At 67.0% G+C, this 16,264-nt stretch carries 17 protein-coding genes; 8 read left to right on the top strand and 9 right to left on the bottom strand.

Going from position 1 to position 16,264, the window contains the following annotated elements; all coding sequences use genetic code 11:
* Window positions 1-106: 106 nt before the first annotated feature.
* The 4 genes from thiC to ACAH01_RS09255 all read right to left on the bottom strand — a co-directional run bounded on the left by thiC (window position 107) and on the right by ACAH01_RS09255 (window position 3,745).
* Window positions 107-1,534 (bottom strand): phosphomethylpyrimidine synthase ThiC, encoded by a 1,428-nt coding sequence (gene thiC, locus ACAH01_RS09270; protein WP_372478982.1) that lies wholly within the window; start codon window positions 1,532-1,534, stop codon window positions 107-109.
* An 89-nt stretch (window positions 1,535-1,623) separates the two neighbouring features.
* Complete coding sequence (locus tag ACAH01_RS09265) at window positions 1,624-2,415, bottom strand: hypothetical protein (RefSeq protein WP_372478981.1); 792 nt, start codon at window positions 2,413-2,415, stop codon at window positions 1,624-1,626.
* Between the two features lie 45 nt (window positions 2,416-2,460).
* Entirely contained in the window at window positions 2,461-3,090 is a 630-nt protein-coding gene (locus ACAH01_RS09260; protein ID WP_015763253.1) for a transcriptional regulator, read from the bottom strand.
* 28 nt (window positions 3,091-3,118) lie between these two features.
* The gene (locus ACAH01_RS09255) at window positions 3,119-3,745 is read right to left on the bottom strand and encodes a MinD/ParA family protein (RefSeq protein ID WP_372478980.1); all 627 of its coding nucleotides are present in this window, start codon (window positions 3,743-3,745) and stop codon (window positions 3,119-3,121) included.
* 82 nt (window positions 3,746-3,827) lie between these two features.
* Here ACAH01_RS09255 and pyrB point away from each other — a divergent pair, with 82 nt between their 5' ends.
* The 3 genes from pyrB (at window position 3,828) to ACAH01_RS09240 (ending at window position 5,650) form a co-directional block, all read left to right on the top strand.
* Complete coding sequence (pyrB, locus tag ACAH01_RS09250) at window positions 3,828-4,742, top strand: aspartate carbamoyltransferase (RefSeq protein WP_170094281.1); 915 nt, start codon at window positions 3,828-3,830, stop codon at window positions 4,740-4,742.
* A complete protein-coding gene (gene pyrI / locus ACAH01_RS09245) occupies window positions 4,739-5,203 on the top strand; it encodes an aspartate carbamoyltransferase regulatory subunit (protein ID WP_153553300.1) in 465 nt (154 codons plus the stop codon). Before pyrB ends, pyrI begins: the two co-directional genes overlap by 4 nt.
* A gap of 75 nt (window positions 5,204-5,278) precedes the next feature.
* Window positions 5,279-5,650, top strand: coding sequence for a TRAM domain-containing protein (locus ACAH01_RS09240; protein WP_372478979.1), 372 nt, complete (start codon window positions 5,279-5,281; stop codon window positions 5,648-5,650).
* A 339-nt stretch (window positions 5,651-5,989) separates the two neighbouring features.
* Here the strand turns inward: ACAH01_RS09240 and ACAH01_RS09235 are convergent, their stop codons facing one another.
* Entirely contained in the window at window positions 5,990-6,952 is a 963-nt protein-coding gene (locus tag ACAH01_RS09235) for a peptidylprolyl isomerase (protein ID WP_372478978.1), read from the bottom strand.
* A 132-nt stretch (window positions 6,953-7,084) separates the two neighbouring features.
* Here ACAH01_RS09235 and cyaB point away from each other — a divergent pair, with 132 nt between their 5' ends.
* The 4 genes from cyaB (at window position 7,085) to ACAH01_RS09215 (ending at window position 10,912) form a co-directional block, all read left to right on the top strand.
* Window positions 7,085-7,636: a class IV adenylate cyclase gene (cyaB, locus tag ACAH01_RS09230; protein ID WP_372478977.1), complete on the top strand. Its 552-nt coding sequence runs from the start codon at window positions 7,085-7,087 to the stop codon at window positions 7,634-7,636.
* A gap of 60 nt (window positions 7,637-7,696) precedes the next feature.
* Window positions 7,697-8,899 carry a methionine adenosyltransferase gene (locus ACAH01_RS09225; protein WP_372478976.1) on the top strand — a complete coding sequence of 401 codons (1,203 nt, stop codon included), beginning with the start codon at window positions 7,697-7,699 and terminating at the stop codon, window positions 8,897-8,899.
* A 310-nt stretch (window positions 8,900-9,209) separates the two neighbouring features.
* Window positions 9,210-10,397, top strand: coding sequence for a tRNA sulfurtransferase (locus ACAH01_RS09220; protein ID WP_372478975.1), 1,188 nt, complete (start codon window positions 9,210-9,212; stop codon window positions 10,395-10,397).
* A 41-nt stretch (window positions 10,398-10,438) separates the two neighbouring features.
* A complete protein-coding gene (locus ACAH01_RS09215; RefSeq protein WP_372478974.1) occupies window positions 10,439-10,912 on the top strand; it encodes a DUF5804 family protein in 474 nt (157 codons plus the stop codon).
* A 96-nt stretch (window positions 10,913-11,008) separates the two neighbouring features.
* Here the strand turns inward: ACAH01_RS09215 and ACAH01_RS09210 are convergent, their stop codons facing one another.
* Together ACAH01_RS09210 and ACAH01_RS09205 are read right to left on the bottom strand one after the other, a co-directional pair.
* Complete coding sequence (locus ACAH01_RS09210; RefSeq protein ID WP_372478973.1) at window positions 11,009-11,968, bottom strand: hypothetical protein; 960 nt, start codon at window positions 11,966-11,968, stop codon at window positions 11,009-11,011.
* Window positions 11,969-12,121: 153 nt separating this feature from the next.
* A complete protein-coding gene (locus tag ACAH01_RS09205) occupies window positions 12,122-13,036 on the bottom strand; it encodes a PLP-dependent cysteine synthase family protein (RefSeq protein WP_372478972.1) in 915 nt (304 codons plus the stop codon).
* Window positions 13,037-13,153: 117 nt separating this feature from the next.
* Between ACAH01_RS09205 and ACAH01_RS09200 the strand changes: the two genes are divergently transcribed.
* Window positions 13,154-13,564 carry a thioredoxin family protein gene (locus ACAH01_RS09200; RefSeq protein ID WP_170094290.1) on the top strand — a complete coding sequence of 137 codons (411 nt, stop codon included), beginning with the start codon at window positions 13,154-13,156 and terminating at the stop codon, window positions 13,562-13,564.
* Between the two features lie 52 nt (window positions 13,565-13,616).
* On the opposite strand, the gene ACAH01_RS09195 is transcribed toward ACAH01_RS09200, so the two are convergent.
* Both ACAH01_RS09195 and ACAH01_RS09190 read right to left on the bottom strand, forming a co-directional pair.
* On the bottom strand, window positions 13,617-13,898 hold the full coding sequence (locus ACAH01_RS09195) for a hypothetical protein (protein ID WP_170094291.1): 282 nt from the start codon (window positions 13,896-13,898) through the stop codon (window positions 13,617-13,619).
* A 51-nt stretch (window positions 13,899-13,949) separates the two neighbouring features.
* On the bottom strand, window positions 13,950-16,097 hold the full coding sequence (locus ACAH01_RS09190) for a thioredoxin domain-containing protein (protein ID WP_372478971.1): 2,148 nt from the start codon (window positions 16,095-16,097) through the stop codon (window positions 13,950-13,952).
* Window positions 16,098-16,264 lie beyond the last annotated feature (167 nt).

Here is a 16,264-nt window from a genome sequence, read left to right as displayed (position 1 = left end):
CGAGAAAACCGCTACGGCGATCTGTCTCATACTGTCGGCTGTCCGTCTGTCACGAATTTGGGACCCCGTGGTCGCAAATATCTCGAACCGGTGACAGCCGGCAGTATCAGTCGTCGTCGCCGACGACGGTGGGTCGCCCCTCGTGGTGGTGCAGTTCGGCGTCGCTGTCGTGGGTGCCGACGGGCGGTCGGTTCACCGACGCGGCCGCCGACCCTTCGAGGTCGGTCTCGTCGGCGATCGACGCCATCTCGTCGCCCTCCCGTGCGTCCTGATCGATCCGCATCGAGCAGAACTCGACGCCACACATCGAACAGAAGCGGGCGTCCTTGTAGTTGTCACCCGGCAACGTCTGGTCGTGGTACTCCTTGGCGCGCTCGGGGTCGAGCGCGAGTTCGAACTGTTCGGACCAGTCGAAGGCGTAGCGGGCCTCGGAGAGAGCGTCGTCCCAGTCGCTGGCTCCGTCGCGGCCGTTGGCAACGTCGGCGGCGTGTGCGGCGATCCGGTATGCGGCGAGCCCCTCTCGCACGTCCTCCCGTTCGGGCAGGCCGAGGTGTTCTTTCGGCGTGACGTAACACAGCATCGCCGCGCCCGCGCGTCCGGCCTCCGTCGCGCCGATCGCGCTGGTGATGTGGTCGTAACCCGGCGCGATGTCGGTCACCAGCGGGCCGAGGACGTAGAACGGCGCGCCGTCACAGACCTCCTGTTGGCGCTCGACGTTGTCCGCGACCTCGTCCATCGGGACGTGGCCCGGTCCCTCGACCATCACCTGGACGCCCTCGTCCCACGCTTTGCGGGTCAGCTCACCCAGGGTGTCCAGCTCTGCGAACTGTGCCTCGTCGCTCGCGTCGGCGATACAGCCGGGCCGCAGGCCGTCGCCGAGACTGAAGGTCACGTCGTGTTCGCGGAAGATCTCGCAGATCTCCTCGTACTTCGTGTACAGGGGATTCTGCATCCCGTTCTCCTCCATCCACTTGGCCATGATCGACCCGCCGCGAGAGACGATCCCGGTCTTGCGGCCGTCGGTCAGCGGGAGGTGCTCCATCAGCACGCCCGCGTGGATCGTCATGTAGTCGACCCCCTGCTCGGCCTGCTTCTCGATCACGTCCAGCAGGAGCTCGTGGGTGATCTCCTCGGGGCTGCCGGCGCGCTTGACGGCCTCGTAGATGGGGACCGTTCCGACGGGAACGGGCGAGTGGTCGACGTTGGCCTCGCGGATCTCGTCTAAGTTCGCGCCCGTCGAGAGGTCCATCACCGTGTCCGCGCCGTAGTGGACCGCGGTGTGGAGCTTCTCCAGTTCGCCGTCGAGATCGCTCGTCTCCTCGCTGTTGCCGATGTTGGCGTTGACCTTCGTCGAGAACTCCCGGCCGATGATCATCGGGTCGAGCGTCTCGTGGCCGACGTTGGCCGGAATCACGGCCTGCCCGTCCGCGACCTGCTGGCGGACGAACTCGGCGTCGACGTTCTCGCGCTCTGCGATCCGTTCCATCGCCGGTGTGATCTCTCCGTCGCTGGCACGCTGGAGCTGCGTCGTCATGGATAAGCTAGTTATATCACTGGATTATAAATCTTGCCAGTCTCGTCAGTACGGGTCGTCGCCGAGACGAGAACGAACGCTGGCCGCCGTTAGCGATCGCCCGGCCGACCAACCACTTCGACGAACTCCTCGCCGTCAAGTTCGCTCACCAGGGCGGGCTTTCGGGTCATGTAGTCGGACCCCTCCGAGACGGCGAAGCGCTCGGCCACGGCGGGGTCGAGATAGTACCCACCGGGACCGTCCGGGCGGTCGCGGTACTCGCTCAACTTGATCGGATCGCGCTCGAAGAGCCCACCGGGTGTGCGACCGTCGAGCAACACCAGCCGCTTGTCGTCGTAGAAGGGGACGCCGTCCGTCGCTCGCTTCGCGTGGGCGTTCTCGGGGTGGCGTGCGAGCTTCTCGCGTTTCATGTCGATCGGGTCGTCGGGTTCGATCACGGTACGCGTCTCGACGGTGAAGTAGCCGACGAGATAGCGATGTTTGCGCTCTGATCCCTCCTCGACGAGCGAGGTGTAGAACGCCACCACGTCGCCTTCGCCGAGGCGCGAGAGCCGCGAGACGTACTGCCCGAACCCCTCGCGGTGCTCGCCGTAGGTCATCGCCTCGAAGTTGGGGTCGCGGTGCAGCGGCCAGTCTGGGACGGCCTCGTCACGCACCGTCTCTGCGCTCCCGTCCTCGGGATAGGTGTCGAGTCGGTTCGTCAGGTCGGCCCCAGTCCGGTCGTCGTACCGCAGGTCCCACGATCCGAACGTCTCCGGTTCGTCGGTGTCGGGCGTCTTCTCCGGGATCGGGACGTACTCGAAGCGGCCGTCCGGGTACAGCGGCCCGTGTGCGTTGACGTTGCTGTCGTCGGCTCCGACGCCGGCAAAGACGACTGTCATCGTCGACACTGGGCGACGAGTCGGCAAAGGAACTCCGGTGGTCGACTACGCGATGTCTCGGGACGTGTCGATGCTGACCTGTTCGACCAGATCGAGCTTGATCACGTCCGAGGGGGCGCGGCCGCCGCGGAACTTCGGAATCGCCAGCCTGTTCTCGACTTCGTCGCCGGAGACGGTGGTGTCGAGCTGGAAGACGACGTCCGCGAAGTGCTCCGTCGTGTCTCGCAACGACGCGACCTCGCGGCCGTCCAGACAGTGGAGGATGGCGATGCTGCCCGTGTTGACGATGTGTGTCTGCAGGTCGTTCATGAAGGCACGGAACCGGGAGTGTGGTTCCTGGGCCTCCAGCACGTCGAGCGGGTCGACGATCAGGTTCGAGGTCTCCGGGAGCGCACTGACCAGTTTGCCCGCGTTGTCCAGCGGCGCTTCGCCCGAGATGTGTCGCACCGTCGGGTCGCCGGTCTCTGCCGGGGTCTGCTCGATACTCGCCTGCACCGCGGTGGCCGTCCGGTCCAGCGAGAGCCAGAGCGTCCCCCGCGTCGCGGTCAACTCGTACAGAAACAGCTCTGCCTGGCTCGCTGGATCCGCCGTCAGGGCTACGATGCTCCCCTCCGGGATTCCCCCATCCAGTTTGCGGTCGAGAACGTCGATCCCCGTCCGCAGACGATTCACCATGCCACTGTGAGACACGTCCCGACACGGATTAAATATTCCGTTCGGCCACCTCGTCGACGACGCGGTCGTACCGCGCAGCCACGGTCCCGTCGGTCAGCGGTGCTGTCACGTCCGGCACGTGGGTAAGCGTCTGGCAGCCAAGCAGCGGTTCCGGCTCGATCCGGCCCGCGCTCCGGGTCACCACCGCACCGAGAACGCGGGTCCCCAGCGTGCGAGCCATGGCCGCGGTCTTCGCTGCGTCTTCGAGACTCTCCGGCGTGGCCGTCGAGACGACGACGACCGCGTCGGCCGCGCGCAACGCGGTCGCCACGACCGGCGACGCGCCGGCTGGCGTATCGACGACGACTGGCCGCGGCGTCGCGGCCAACTGCTCTAGGGTCGCTTCGAGTGCCCCGACGCCGCCACGACCTGCCGGCAGCACCTCGACGCCGGGCAACTCCACGGCCGAGTGCGTGACTTCGTCGAGGGACGCTCCGTCTTCGTAGGCACCGATACCCGGCCGTGGGCACGCTCCCGCGACGAGGTGCAGGTCCGGCATGTCACAGTCGCCGTCGACGGCGATCGGAGCACGCCCCTCGCCCGCCAGCCCGCGAGCGAGACACGCCGTCGTCGTGGTCTTTCCCGACCCGCCCTTACCGCCTGCGATCGCGAGCATGGCGGGGACTGTCTCGTCATCCGTCTTGAACGCTCGGGACGGTTCGGGAGATTCAAGGCCGTCGCGGCCACGGTACCTATCGATGCGCCAGGACCACATCATCAGCGCCAAACAGCTCTCCCGCCAGGACATCGAGGCGGTGCTGGACCGCGCTGCCGAGATCGCGGCGGATCCGTCGGCCTACGCGGACCGACACGAGGGGTCCCTGCTCGGCCTCCTCTTTTTCGAACCCAGTACTCGGACGAAGATGAGCTTCACAGCGGCGATGAAACGCCTCGGCGGCGACATCGTCGACATGGGCACGGTCGAGTCCTCCAGCGTCAAGAAAGGCGAGTCGCTGGCAGACACCGTCCGCGTCGTCGAGGGCTACGCCGACGCGCTCGTCTTGCGCCACCCCAGCGAGGGCGCGGCCCAGATGGCCAGCGAGTTCGTCGACGCGCCGCTGATCAACGCGGGCGACGGTGCCGGCCAGCACCCGACACAGACGCTCCTTGATCTGTACACGATCCGCGAGAACGCTGGCTTCGACGACCTCTCGATCGGAATCATGGGCGACCTGAAGTACGGCCGCACCGTCCACTCGCTGGCCCACGCCCTGACCGTCTTCGACGCTCGCCAGCACTTCGTCAGCCCCGAGAGCCTGCAACTGCCCCGGTCGGTGCGGTACGACCTCCACGAGTCCGGCGCGGAGGTCCGCGAGCACACCGACCTCGACGACGTGCTGTCGGAACTGGACGTCCTCTACGTCACTCGGATCCAGAAAGAGCGGTTCCCCGACGAGAGCGAGTACCACGAGGTCGCCGGGGAGTACCAGATCGACGCGGCGACGATCCGCGAGCACAACGAGGATCTGACGGTCATGCACCCGCTCCCGCGGGTCGACGAGATCGCTCACGACGTGGACGAACTCGACGGCGCACAGTACTTCCAGCAGGCACACAACGGCGTCCCCGTCCGGATGGCGCTACTGGACATGGTTCTGGAGGAGTCACAATGAGCGACGACCCCGAACTCCGCGTGAGCAAGATCCGCAACGGCACCGTGATCGACCACATTCCCGGCGGCCAGGCGCTGAACGTGCTGGCGATCATCGGCATCGACGGCACCAGCGGCGAGGAGGTCTCGGTCGCGATGAACATCCCCTCGGACCGCCTGGGCAAGAAAGACATCGTGAAAGTCGAGGGCCGTGAACTCTCACAGAACGAGGTCGACGTGCTGTCGCTGATCGCACCCGCCGCGACGATCAACATCGTCCGGAACTTCGACGTGGCCGAGAAACACCGCGTCGAACGCCCCAGCCGCGTCCAGGGCGTCCTGGAGTGTCCGAACCGCAACTGCATCACGACCGAGTCCGAGCCCGTCGACTCGGCGTTCGAGGTGCTCGACGACGGCGTCCGCTGTGAGTACTGCGATACGATCATCCGCGAGGACATCGCCGCCCACATTCTCGTGAGTTAGCACCGTCGCGGTACCCGCGTCCGCCTGCGGTCGAATACCTCCAACTTATTTGCGACACCCTCCACAGTCGTCGGTATGAACTCGCTTCCGGTCGACGGTGTGGCCCCGCTCGCGGTCGGCGGGGCCGCGGTGCTCGCTCTGGCGCTCGTCGCGATCTGGTGGCGTCGACGCGGCGCGTCCGACAGACGCCAGTCGAAACGCGCCCACGACGCGGCCCAGCAGCGCGATCCACCCGTCGAGATCGGCGAATCCTACGACTTCGGGATCACCGACTTCAGCACGCACCACTCCGGCGAGAAGGTCGCCGTCGGCAAGGTCGAGGGGTTCGTCCTCTTCGTCGAGGACATCCCGTCTGGACTTTCCGAAGGCGACGTGATCCGGGCGAAGGTGCTGTCGTTCAACAAGGGCAAGACCTCCGCCGACGCGACGTTCGTCGAACGACGCTGATACCGCTGGCTGATTTTCGATGTCAGAGATATACGCGATACTGATTACGCGACAGCGACGCAACTGGTGAGGGTGAAAAAACGGGAGAAGTTGCGGGAGCGATTTACTCGTCTGCTGCGCCTTCGATCTCGTCCATGATCTCGTCGGCGTCACACCCACCTTTTTCAGCGTCGGGATTCGCTCGCTGCGTCTGCTCACGGGCGCGGAGCGCCCGTTCGCACGGTATGCGGGACCTTCGGTCCCGCACTACTCGCGAACCACTCCTCGAAAAACGTGGGCGAAAAAGGCTGAACCTCGTTACACTCGGTTCAGTGAAACCGCGCCAGAGGCGCGGTACGCTTACTCGTCGGCTGCGCCTTCGATCTCGTCCATGATCTCGTCGGCGTCGACGTCTGCGTCTTCGAGCGCGTCCTCGATGTCAGCGCCGCCAGCGCCGCCCATGCCGCCCATCATGCCGGGCATGCCCATGCCGCCACCGCCGAGCTCTTCCTGCACGATGATGCGGTCGATGTCGAGCAGCTGGGTGAGCTGCTGGGCGATCTGCTGTTTGCCCATCATCCACTGCTGGTTCATCGTCAGCTGGGGCGTCGCCTCGATGTAGAGCGTGTCCTTCTCGACCTCGACGGTCTCGGTCTCGGGTTCGGCGTCCTCGTCGTCCTCGTCGGACTCGACGAGCTGCTCTTCCTCGACGGTCTCGGTCTCGAACCACACGTCGAGCTCCATGTCGAGCATCATCGAGAGGATGCCCTGGGCCTGCTCTTCGCGGTCATCGACCTCGCTGAGGACCTCGTAGTCGTACTCGATGCCCTCGCCGGCCAGCGGGTGGTTGAAGTCGACGCGTGCGCGGCCGCCGATGATCGTCTCGACGTGGCCGTGCTCGCCGTCGACGTCGACGTGTGCGCCGGGGTAGCGGTCGTCTTCCGGGATCTTGTCGGCCGCGACGGTACGGACCTCGCTCTCGTCGTACTCGCCGAAGGCCTCGGTCGCGGGGACGGTGACGGTGCCGGAGTGTCCGACTTCCTCACCGTAGACGTCCTCTTCGACGGCCTCGAACAGGTGGCCCTGGCCGAGGACGATCGTTCGCGGTGCGAACTCCTGGTCCTCGCCGACGCCTTCCTCTTCTGCGACTTCCGGGTCTGTCGTGTCGACGAGGTCGCCGCCCTCGACGGTGCGTGCGGTGTAGGCCATCTCGACGAAGTCGCCCTCTTCGAAGCCCTGGGCTTCCTCTTCATCGGCCGCTGATTCTTCTGCGTCCTGCTCTTCGAGTTCTTCGTCCGCGTCGGCCTCGGATTCGTTACTCATACCCTATCGGTCTGGCGTTGCACTCTTAAGAACAACGTTTCGGCTGCGCGACCGGGGCCGACGGGCCCCGATATCGCGCTCGCTCCCGTCGTTCTCGAATGCATTTTATCCCCTGACGGTCAGTTTCGGGGTATGTACGAGGTCGAACTCAAGGTCGAGACCGATCACGAGCCCGTGCGCGAGCGGCTCGACGCGCTCGGGGCGGCGTTCCTGGGCACCGTCGAACAGGCGGACACCTACTACGACGCCCCCCACAGAGAGTTCGCTGAAACCGACGAGGCGCTGCGGGTGCGTCGCGAGACCGTCGACGGCGAGTCCTCGGCGGTGATGACCTACAAGGGCCCCAAAGTCGACGCGGGGTCGAAGACCCGCGAGGAGATCGAGACCGCCGTCGGCGACGGTGACGACGCGGCGGCGATCTTCGAGTCGGTCGGGTTCGAGGCCGCGGCGACGGTTCGCAAAGAGCGCGATCGGTACCGGCTCGACGGCTACACGGTCACGCTCGACTCGGTCGCGGGCGCGGGCTCGTTCGTCGAGGTCGAGACCGAGGCCGAGGAGATCGACGCCGCGCGCGAGGGCGCGGCCGACCTCATGCGCGACCTCGGACTGGATCCCGACGACCAGATCCGGACCTCGTACCTCGGGCTGTTACTCGACGACGCCGACGCTGATGCGAGAGAGTAATCATATCCGAGGATTTGGTTTCCGCAAGTTATAGAACCGGGGCCATCGAACGCAGTACCAATGACAGATCGGAACATCCACGTGCAGCCGTCTTCTGGGCTGGCAGTCGAGGAACAGGGCGTCGAGATCGTCGAGCGAAAGGGGATCGGTCATCCCGACTCGATCTGTGACGGCGTCGCGGAGACGGTCTCGCGGGCCCTCGCACAGACGTACCTCGACCGCTTCGGAACGGTCCTGCACTACAACACCGACGAGAGCCAGCTCGTCGCCGGGACCGCCGCTCCGGCCTTCGGCGGCGGCGAGGTGCTGGAACCGATCTATCTGCTGATCGTCGGACGGGCGACCAAGACCTACGAGGGCGAGCGCATTCCCGCGGAGACGATCGCGCTCGAAGCGGCGCGGGACTACCTGGAAGCGAACTTCCCGTATCTGGACGTCGGCACCGACATCGTCGTCGACGTTCGTCTCGGCGAGGGCAGCGGCGACCTCCAGGACGTGTTCGGCGACGAGGGGTCCGTACCGATGGCCAACGACACGAGCTACGGCGTCGGGCACGCACCGCTGTCGGAAACTGAACAGATCGTCAAAGCCACCGAGCAACGGCTCAACGGCGAGTACTCGGTCGACCACCCGGAAATCGGGCAGGACGTGAAAGTGATGGGCAAGCGCGAGGGCGACCACATCGACGTGACCGTCGCCGCGGCGATGGTGGATCGACACATCGAGGACCTCGAAGCGTACAAGGACGCCGTCGCCAGCGTCCGCCGGTACGTCGAAGACCTCGCCACGGAGTTCACCGACCGAGCGGTGACGGTCCACGTCAACACCGCCGACGACTACGACGAGGGGTCGATCTACCTGACGACGACCGGCACCTCCGCCGAGCAGGGCGACGACGGCTCCGTCGGCCGCGGCAACCGCGCGAACGGCCTCATCACTCCGAACCGACCGATGAGCATGGAGGCTACCTCCGGCAAGAATCCGGTCAACCACATCGGAAAGATCTACAACCTCCTCTCGACGGAGATCGCAAAGAGCGTCGTCGACGAGGTCGACGGCATCGAACAGCTCCAGATCCGACTGCTCTCTCAGATCGGCTCGCCGATCGACCAGCCCCACGTCGCCGACGCCGAACTCGTCACCGAGGACGGCGTCACCGTCGCGGACATCGAGGACGAGGTCGAGGCCGCGATCGACGACGAGCTGGCCGACGTGACCAACGTCACCCGGCGCGTCGTCGACGGTGAACTCTCGACGTTCTAAGCGAGAGCCAAAGCGACCATCGGGAGCGCGGCTCTCGGAAATTACGAGCGGGAGAGAGCGGAGGGAATGACACGCGAGCAGCGAGAGCCAAAGCGACCATCGGGAGCGCGGCTCTCGGAAATTGCGAGGCGCGGAGCGACCGGCCTCGAACCGACGCGGGGAACGGAGTGACCCGGGGAGTGCGATCTGATACGGACGGTTGTAGCGATCTACCGGTGAGTGTCGCCACGGGGTAGACGCTCACCGGTACGTAACGACAACGCTCCGTATGAGGCGACATTCCTTTATCCCGGATCGGTCAAGCATCGGTATGCACCCGCCGGGAGCCGACATCGTCCTCGTTCGCCACGGCGAGATCGGGACCAAGAGCGAACAGGTACGCCGATCGATGGAGGAGCGACTGGCGACGAACCTCTCGGCGTTGCTCGCGGATCGCGGCGTCGACGGCTCCGTCGAGCGCGAACGGACGCGGCTGTTCGTCCACACCGACGAGCCCAGCGCCGCCGTCGAGGCCGCGACAGACACCTTCGGCGTCGTCTCTGCGAGCGCCGCCGTCCGCACCGAGCCGACGCTCGATGCCATCTGTGAGGGGCTGGCAGAGATCGCACGCGAGCGATTCGACGGTGGCACCTTCGCGGTCGACGCTCGCCGGGCCGGCCAGCAGTCTGCCCACGACTTCTCCAGCGAGGACATCGAGTCCGACGGCGGCGCTGCCGTGTGGGCCGCGATCGAAGCGGCGGGCGGCGATCCGGCAGTCGACCTCGACGAGCCGGACCTGACGTTCCACGTCGAGTGTCGTCGGGAGGTCGCGTACCTGTTTCTCGACAAGCAGGCGGGTCCCGGCGGGCTCCCCGTCGGGACCCAGGAACCCGTCGTCGTCTTGCTCTCCGGAGGGATCGACTCTCCCGTCGCGGCCTGGAAGCTGCTCAAGCGCGGCTGTCCCGTCGTGCCGGTGTACGTCGACCTCGGAGGGTACGGCGGCCCGGACCACCGCGCGCGAGCCCTCTCGACCGTCGAGACGCTCGCCAGCTACGTCCCGAACTTCGACCTCTCGGTGCGAATCGCCGACGGTGGGGATGTCGTGGAACGGCTCTCAGCGGAGTTGGACGCACGGCGGATGCTCGCCCTGCGGCGGTTCATGCTCGCCGTCGGAGCCCGGATCGCCGAGCGTACCGACGCCGTCGGCGTGGCGACCGGCGAGGCGATCGGACAGAAGTCGAGCCAGACGAGCGCCAACCTCGCGGTGACGGACGCGGCGGTCGACTGTCCAGTCTTCCGGCCGAACCTGACCGCCGACAAGGCCGATATCACGCAGCTAGCCCGCGAGATCGGAACCTTCGAGGCGTCGACGATCCCGACCGGCTGTAACCGCGTCGCGCCGTCGCTGCCCGAGACGAACGCCGACCTGCACGCCCTCCGCGAGCGCGAACCTGACGACCTGTTCGAGCGTGCGAGGGCCGTCGCCGAGCGTGCCGAGGTCGTCGCCCGCGACCGCTGAGAGCGAAACCACTATCCCCGGCGACCGTCTCGGACAGCACGATGGCGCGAGTGTGTCTCGTCGGCTCCGAGGACTGCAACCTCCGGTACGAACTGCTCTCGCGCGAGACCGCACGGGAAGCGCTGGCGACCTACGACATTCGCGAGCCGTTCGCCAACGCCCTGGCCGTCGAGACCGTCAGCCTGGGGGCCGCGGTGGCGCTTTGCAACGACCTCAACTGGTATCTCGTTCGCTTCACCGACGCCGCGATGGTGCTCGAACCGTCGGTCAGCGAGACGGAGTGGCTCTCGCGGTCGCTGGCGACGGCGATGCGCGACGACGCCGTCGACGAGGACGAACGCGACCGGTTCCTGAAGGTGTACGGCGTCGAAGAGTCCGAGGACGACGACGCCGAACCCCGACTCGTCGAGCCGATGCTGGTGACGCGGACCGGCGATTCGATCCCGGAGTACGATCTGCGTGCGGTCGACGAGACGGTCGTCGTCAGGGTGTCGAGAGACGAGTTCGGTGCCTGATACTGCCGGCTGTAACTTCGTGAAGATCTTCGCCACCCCGGGGTGGCGAAATCGTTCACAGATTTACAGCCGGTAGTATGAGACTGCCGACGACCGTCAGCGGACCCACTCGTTGATCTGGAGCAGCGACCGCTCTCCGTCGAGGGCGACGTACCACGCGTCGTCGTTCGGGTGGGGGAGCTGTTCGGCCTCGGACAGGCGCTCCTGGAGCGCCGACAGCGCCGTCGACGCCGGGGCGCACTCCTCGTAGCGGCCGTCGATCGCGGCGGTGAGGATCGACCGTTGCGCTTCGGGCAGGTCGTCGAGCGCGACGAGATACCGCTCGGCGGCGAACGAACGGAGCGCGGACTCGTCTGTGGCGACCCGTTCGAGGGTGTACTCGAAGGTTCGCCGCTCTTTGGTCTCCTCGGAGTCGCCGGCTACGTCGACGCGCATCGTCCGGTCTCGCCACCGGACCCAGGTCCGATTCCCGACGAGCCGCGAGTCCGTCCCGCCGTCGGGGTAGGGTGCCGGGAACGCTCGAATCGAGAGCTGTCGCTGCGGGAGCCCGTCTCCATCACCCTCTGATTCGGGGTTCAGTACTGCCGATTCGAGCGCGGCCCGGTCAGGTTCGGGTAGCTCTCCGAAGTGGACGACCGTCGCGCCCTCGGGCGCGGTCTGTCCCGCTTCCCAGGACACGTCCATCTCGTAGGCCGGAATCGCGTCGACGGCGACGATCTCGGACGCCGTCCGGTAGAACGCGCCGTCGTGGCGTACGATCACGCCGTCGCGCAGCGGTCTGGAGCCGTCGGTCGTGTACGCCGCAGGCCCGTCGCTGGCTGCCCGTTCGACGATCGATCGCTCCGTCTCGTTCAGGCTGACCGGGAGGTCGTCGGCCGGTGCGTACGGCCCGGTCGTGAGGACGATGCCCGACGTACAGTCGGCCGTCTCGGACTCGTTCGGGCTCGAAGTCGGCGAGCGCTGATCCGGGCGGTCGCTCTCCGGATCGGTCCCGACACAGCCGGCCGCGAGCAGCGAGGCGCTGGCTGCGAGGACGCGGCGGCGAGATCGTTGCATACCCGTCTCTGCCGGCCGTACTGATAAACTCCTTGTGGAGGCTCAAAACGCGGTCGAGGCGACTTCTGACGGTGCTATCCTGGCTATCGAACTTCGATGCACACCCGATCGCACTGCTGTGCGATCGATGTGTCTATCGTTGCAATCGGTACGCTACTCGTCGAACATCCCCGTCGACATGTAGCGCTCGCCGCTGTCCCAGTAGACGGTCACGACGAGCGGGTCCGCGACGCCCTCGTCGAGCAACTCGGCGGCCTTCTCTCTGGCGGCGAGATTCGACGCCCCGGAGGACTGGCCCACGAGGATTCCCTCCTCGCGGGCCAGACGGCGACACTCGGCTTCGGCGTCGGCGAGTTCGACCGTCGTCACCGAATCGAGCAGGTCCACGTCGAGGTTCGGGCTGACGAACCCCGGTCCCATCCCCTGGAAGCTGTCCTCGCCGGTCCCGGGCTCTTGCCCCGAGAGGACGGCGTTGTCGGCCGGTTCGACGCCGACGATGTCCACGTCCGGGAACGCCTCGCGGAGCCGCCGGCCGACGCCGGTGACAGTTCCGCCCGTGCCGATGCCGGCGACGAGGGCGTCGACGGTCCGGTCGCCGACCTGTTCGACGATCTCCGTGCCCGTCGTCTCGTAGTGTGCCCGCGGGTTGGCCTCGTTCTCGAACTGCCGGAGCTGGACGTACCCCTCCTCGGCTTCGAGTTCGTCGGCCCGGTCTTTCGCGGCGGAGATGTCGCCGTCGACGAGCTCGATCTCCGCGCCGTAGGCGTTCATTATCTGGCGGCGCTCGGGCGACTTCGAGCCCGGCATCACGAGGCACACGTCGTACCCCTTGGCCGCGCCGGCCATCGCGAGTCCGATCCCCGTGTTGCCACTCGTCGGTTCGACGAGTGCGTCGCCGTCGCTCAGTTCGCCGGCTTCCTCGGCGGCCTCGATCATGAACCGCGCCGGGCGGTCCTTCGCGGAGCCGCCGGGGTTGAACGACTCGACCTTGGCTGCGACCGTCGCGCCCTCGGGTGCCGCGACCGAGACGAGCGGCGACCCCAGCGTCTCCAGGATTGTCTCGTTCATTACCGCCATCTTGAGGGTCCCCGGTTAAAACCCTCCCCGTCACCAGCATGGCGTGCCGTTACCGGTGACGACCGAGAGAGCGCGAGCGTTAAGCGACTCCAGGCGCTACTCCGGGGTATGCCACTGACAACGATGGAGCCCAACCCCGTCTGGTCGGAGGGGGCCTACGAGGACACCGTCGACGTACTTGCCGAGCACCGCGACGAACTGGTCTACAAGGTCTGGGGCGGCGACTGGTGCAAGGACTGCCGCTCGCAACTGCCCGACTTCGGCGCGGCGTTAGACGCCGCCGAGGTCCCCGAAGCGAACGTCGTCCACCACGAGACCGAGAAGGAAGACGACGGCTCGAAGACCGGTCCCGGCGTCGAGGAGTACGGGATCGAGTACATCCCGACCGTGGTCGTGGAGCGCGTGCCGGAAGGCACGGACAGCGCGAGCGGCGGCGAGGAGATCGCCCGCTTCGTCGAGGACGCGGACGTACCGATCGCCGTCTCTCTCGCAGAGGAGATCCAGGCGGTACTCGACTGATACTGCCGGCTGTCACTGTTTCGAGACACTCGCGACCCCGTGGTCGCGAAATTCACTCGTCGCTCCGGCTCTGGTGCCACCAGTAGAGCACGCCGACACCGGCGAGCGCGGCGACACCGACGGCAACCAGCACACTGGCGAGGGGCCACTGGCCGAGGACGAGGCCGTACAGCGCGCCGAGGCTGACGGCGGCGAGCCCGAACTGTGAAAGCACCAGCGCGGCGACGAACGCCCAGAACGTCCCCCGCGAGACGTCACCGACTGTCGCCGCCGTCACCTCCGGCGACGCCTCGTCTTCGGTCAGCAGTGAGAACGGGTCGAGCACGCTACGCACCGCTCGAACGCGGCCACGCCGACGGACGCCACACGGCGACGGTGCGTCGTCTCACGCCTGCTCTGTCGCCCAGTCGAGCGCGTCTCGCAGGTGGTGTTGTGGCGGCGAACACGTGAACTGTCGGCAGGCGTAGACGGTCGCCTCGCCGTCCCGTTCCGTCCGGTCGGCCCAGATCGGCGGGACCTCCTCCAGCCCCAGCACGTCGAGCCACGCGTCGAGATCGTCGTCGCTGGGCGGCCGCCACGCGAGCAGCCGGTCCGGGAGGTACGTCTCGGCCAGCGTCGTTCGCCACTCTGCCGGGACCTCGTCGGCGACCAGCGTGAGTTCGAGATCGCCCCGACGATAGCGGTCGGCCGCGACGACCAGCGAGGCGTGTTGCATCGGGTTCGCCTCGATCTTGTTGGCGTGTGTCTCCAGGACGCCCGCCGCGATCGTCTCGAAGCGGTCGTGCGGGACGAACGCCGACAGCGAGAGCAGCGCCTGGACCGCGACGCCGCTGCTGGACGGCGTCGACTGGTCGGTGAGCTCCTGTGGGCGAGCCACCAGCGACTCGCCGCTGGTCGGTGTGAAGTACAGCGTGGCGTCCGTCTCGTCCCAGAACTCTCGCTCGATGGCGCGGGCCAGCGACAGCGCGAACGCGAGGTGTTCGACTTCGCCGGTCGCCTCGAACAGCGTCAGCGCGCCCCGAGCGAGGAAGGCGTAGTCTTCGAGGTAGCCGTCGATGGCCACGTCGCCGTCCTTGTACCGGCGGGCGAGCCGTTGCTCGCTCTCGTCCCAGAGGTGTTCGCGGACGAACGCGAGGGCGTCGGCAGCCGGTTCCGGGTCGACGTCGTCGAGGACCATCGCGCCCTCGGCCAGCGCCGTGATCATCAGTCCGTTCCAGCCCGCGAGCACCTTCTCGTCGCGTGCGGGGCGGGGGCGCTTCTCACGGGCTTCGAAGACCTGCTCGCGTGCGCTCGCCAGGTTACGCTCGACCTCGCTCGCTTCGAGCCCGCTGGACTCGCTCAGGGCCTCGATGGAGGCGTCGACGGTCAGCACCGTCTTGCCCTCGAAGTTGCCCGACTCGGTGATCCCGAAGCGGTCACACAGCAGGTCGGCCGCCGTCTCGTCGTCGACGGCCGCGCGGATCTCATCGGGGGTCCAGACGAAGTACGCGCCCTCTTCGGGCTCGGCGTCCGCGTCATCGCGACGGCTGGCGGGCGGCACGCTCTGTGCGTCGAGCGTGCTGAAGAAGCCACCGTCCTCGTGTGTGAGTTCGCGCTCGACGAAGGTGAACGTCTCGCGTGCGATCTCGGCGTACCGCTCGTCGCCGGTGAGCTGGTAGCCAGCGAGGTACGCTCGCGGAAGCGTCGCGTTGTCGTAGAGCATCTTCTCGAAGTGGGGAACGACCCACTCCCGGTCCGTACAGTAGCGGTGGAAGCCGCCGCCGACGTGGTCGAAGAGCCCGCCGTCGCCCATCGCATCGAGCGTCTCGGTGACGACCGCGCGCACGTCGTCGCGGTCCGAACGGGCGACCTCGCGCATGAGGTAGTGGAGTCGCCCCGGCTGTGGGAACTTCGGGCCGTTCCCCCAGCCGCCGTGTTCGCGGTCCGCGGCCCGAATCGCGGCGTCGACAGCCGCCTGCAGCGCCTCGTCGTCGGGCACGTCGCCCGGCTGTCCCACGTCGCCCACGTCGCCCTCGATGGCGTCGGTCCACTGCCGGGCACGGTTGTACATCTCCTCGCGTTGCTCCGAATCGGACCACGAGCCCGCGATGTCTTCGAGCAGCTGGCCGAACGCCGGCATCCCGCGGCGCTCCTCTGGCGGGAAGTAGGTCCCCACGTAGAACGGTTCGCCCTCGGGAGTGAGCCACGCCGACAGCGGCCAGCCACCGCGGCCGGTCACCTGCTGGCAGATGCTCATGTAGATGGCGTCGAGGTCCGGGCGCTCCTCGCGGTCGACCTTGATCGGGACGAAGTGTTCGTTGAGTAGCGCCGCCGTCTCGGGGTCGGAGAAGCTCTCGTCTTCCATGACGTGACACCAGTGACACGCCGAGTACCCGATCGAGAGGAAGATCGGCGCGTCGTGTTCGCTGGCGGCTTCGAGTGCCTGTTCGTCCCACGGCTGCCAGTTGACGGGGTTGTCCGCGTGCTGGCGGAGATAGGGACTCTCCGCCTCGTCGAGGCGGTTCCGGTCCGTCGGGCCCGAGTCGCTGCTCATAGCCGACCGTCCGGGTGGCAGACGGGAAAGCCTGTCCGTCTCAGCGATCGCCGACCGACGTTCCAGTTCGGTCCGGGTGGTCGTCAGATACCTTCGGACGGCTAGCGATACCGACGAGACGGTGCGATCGACGGCCGACTACCTTCGTCTGGAGTCGGGGAACTGAC

Source organism: Halomicrobium sp. HM KBTZ05, assembly GCF_041530035.1.
Classification (GTDB): domain Archaea; phylum Halobacteriota; class Halobacteria; order Halobacteriales; family Haloarculaceae; genus Halomicrobium.
The sequence above is the reverse complement of the archived record's forward strand: the minus strand, read 5'-3'. Positions and strand labels throughout refer to the sequence as shown.

What these genes read in the sequence shown, in the direction of transcription:
- thiC (WP_372478982.1), bottom strand. Translation starts at nt 1,534, where the DNA reads ATGACGACGCAGCTCCAGCGTGCCAGCGACGGAGAGATCACACCGGCG.
- ACAH01_RS09265 (WP_372478981.1), bottom strand. Translation starts at nt 2,415, where the DNA reads ATGACAGTCGTCTTTGCCGGCGTCGGAGCCGACGACAGCAACGTCAAC.
- ACAH01_RS09260 (WP_015763253.1), bottom strand. Translation starts at nt 3,090, where the DNA reads ATGGTGAATCGTCTGCGGACGGGGATCGACGTTCTCGACCGCAAACTG.
- ACAH01_RS09255 (WP_372478980.1), bottom strand. Translation starts at nt 3,745, where the DNA reads ATGCTCGCGATCGCAGGCGGTAAGGGCGGGTCGGGAAAGACCACGACG.
- pyrB (WP_170094281.1), top strand. Translation starts at nt 3,828, where the DNA reads ATGCGCCAGGACCACATCATCAGCGCCAAACAGCTCTCCCGCCAGGAC.
- pyrI (WP_153553300.1), top strand. Translation starts at nt 4,739, where the DNA reads ATGAGCGACGACCCCGAACTCCGCGTGAGCAAGATCCGCAACGGCACC.
- ACAH01_RS09240 (WP_372478979.1), top strand. Translation starts at nt 5,279, where the DNA reads ATGAACTCGCTTCCGGTCGACGGTGTGGCCCCGCTCGCGGTCGGCGGG.
- ACAH01_RS09235 (WP_372478978.1), bottom strand. Translation starts at nt 6,952, where the DNA reads ATGAGTAACGAATCCGAGGCCGACGCGGACGAAGAACTCGAAGAGCAG.
- cyaB (WP_372478977.1), top strand. Translation starts at nt 7,085, where the DNA reads ATGTACGAGGTCGAACTCAAGGTCGAGACCGATCACGAGCCCGTGCGC.
- ACAH01_RS09225 (WP_372478976.1), top strand. Translation starts at nt 7,697, where the DNA reads ATGACAGATCGGAACATCCACGTGCAGCCGTCTTCTGGGCTGGCAGTC.
- ACAH01_RS09220 (WP_372478975.1), top strand. Translation starts at nt 9,210, where the DNA reads ATGCACCCGCCGGGAGCCGACATCGTCCTCGTTCGCCACGGCGAGATC.
- ACAH01_RS09215 (WP_372478974.1), top strand. Translation starts at nt 10,439, where the DNA reads ATGGCGCGAGTGTGTCTCGTCGGCTCCGAGGACTGCAACCTCCGGTAC.
- ACAH01_RS09210 (WP_372478973.1), bottom strand. Translation starts at nt 11,968, where the DNA reads ATGCAACGATCTCGCCGCCGCGTCCTCGCAGCCAGCGCCTCGCTGCTC.
- ACAH01_RS09205 (WP_372478972.1), bottom strand. Translation starts at nt 13,036, where the DNA reads ATGAACGAGACAATCCTGGAGACGCTGGGGTCGCCGCTCGTCTCGGTC.
- ACAH01_RS09200 (WP_170094290.1), top strand. Translation starts at nt 13,154, where the DNA reads ATGCCACTGACAACGATGGAGCCCAACCCCGTCTGGTCGGAGGGGGCC.
- ACAH01_RS09190 (WP_372478971.1), bottom strand. Translation starts at nt 16,097, where the DNA reads ATGAGCAGCGACTCGGGCCCGACGGACCGGAACCGCCTCGACGAGGCG.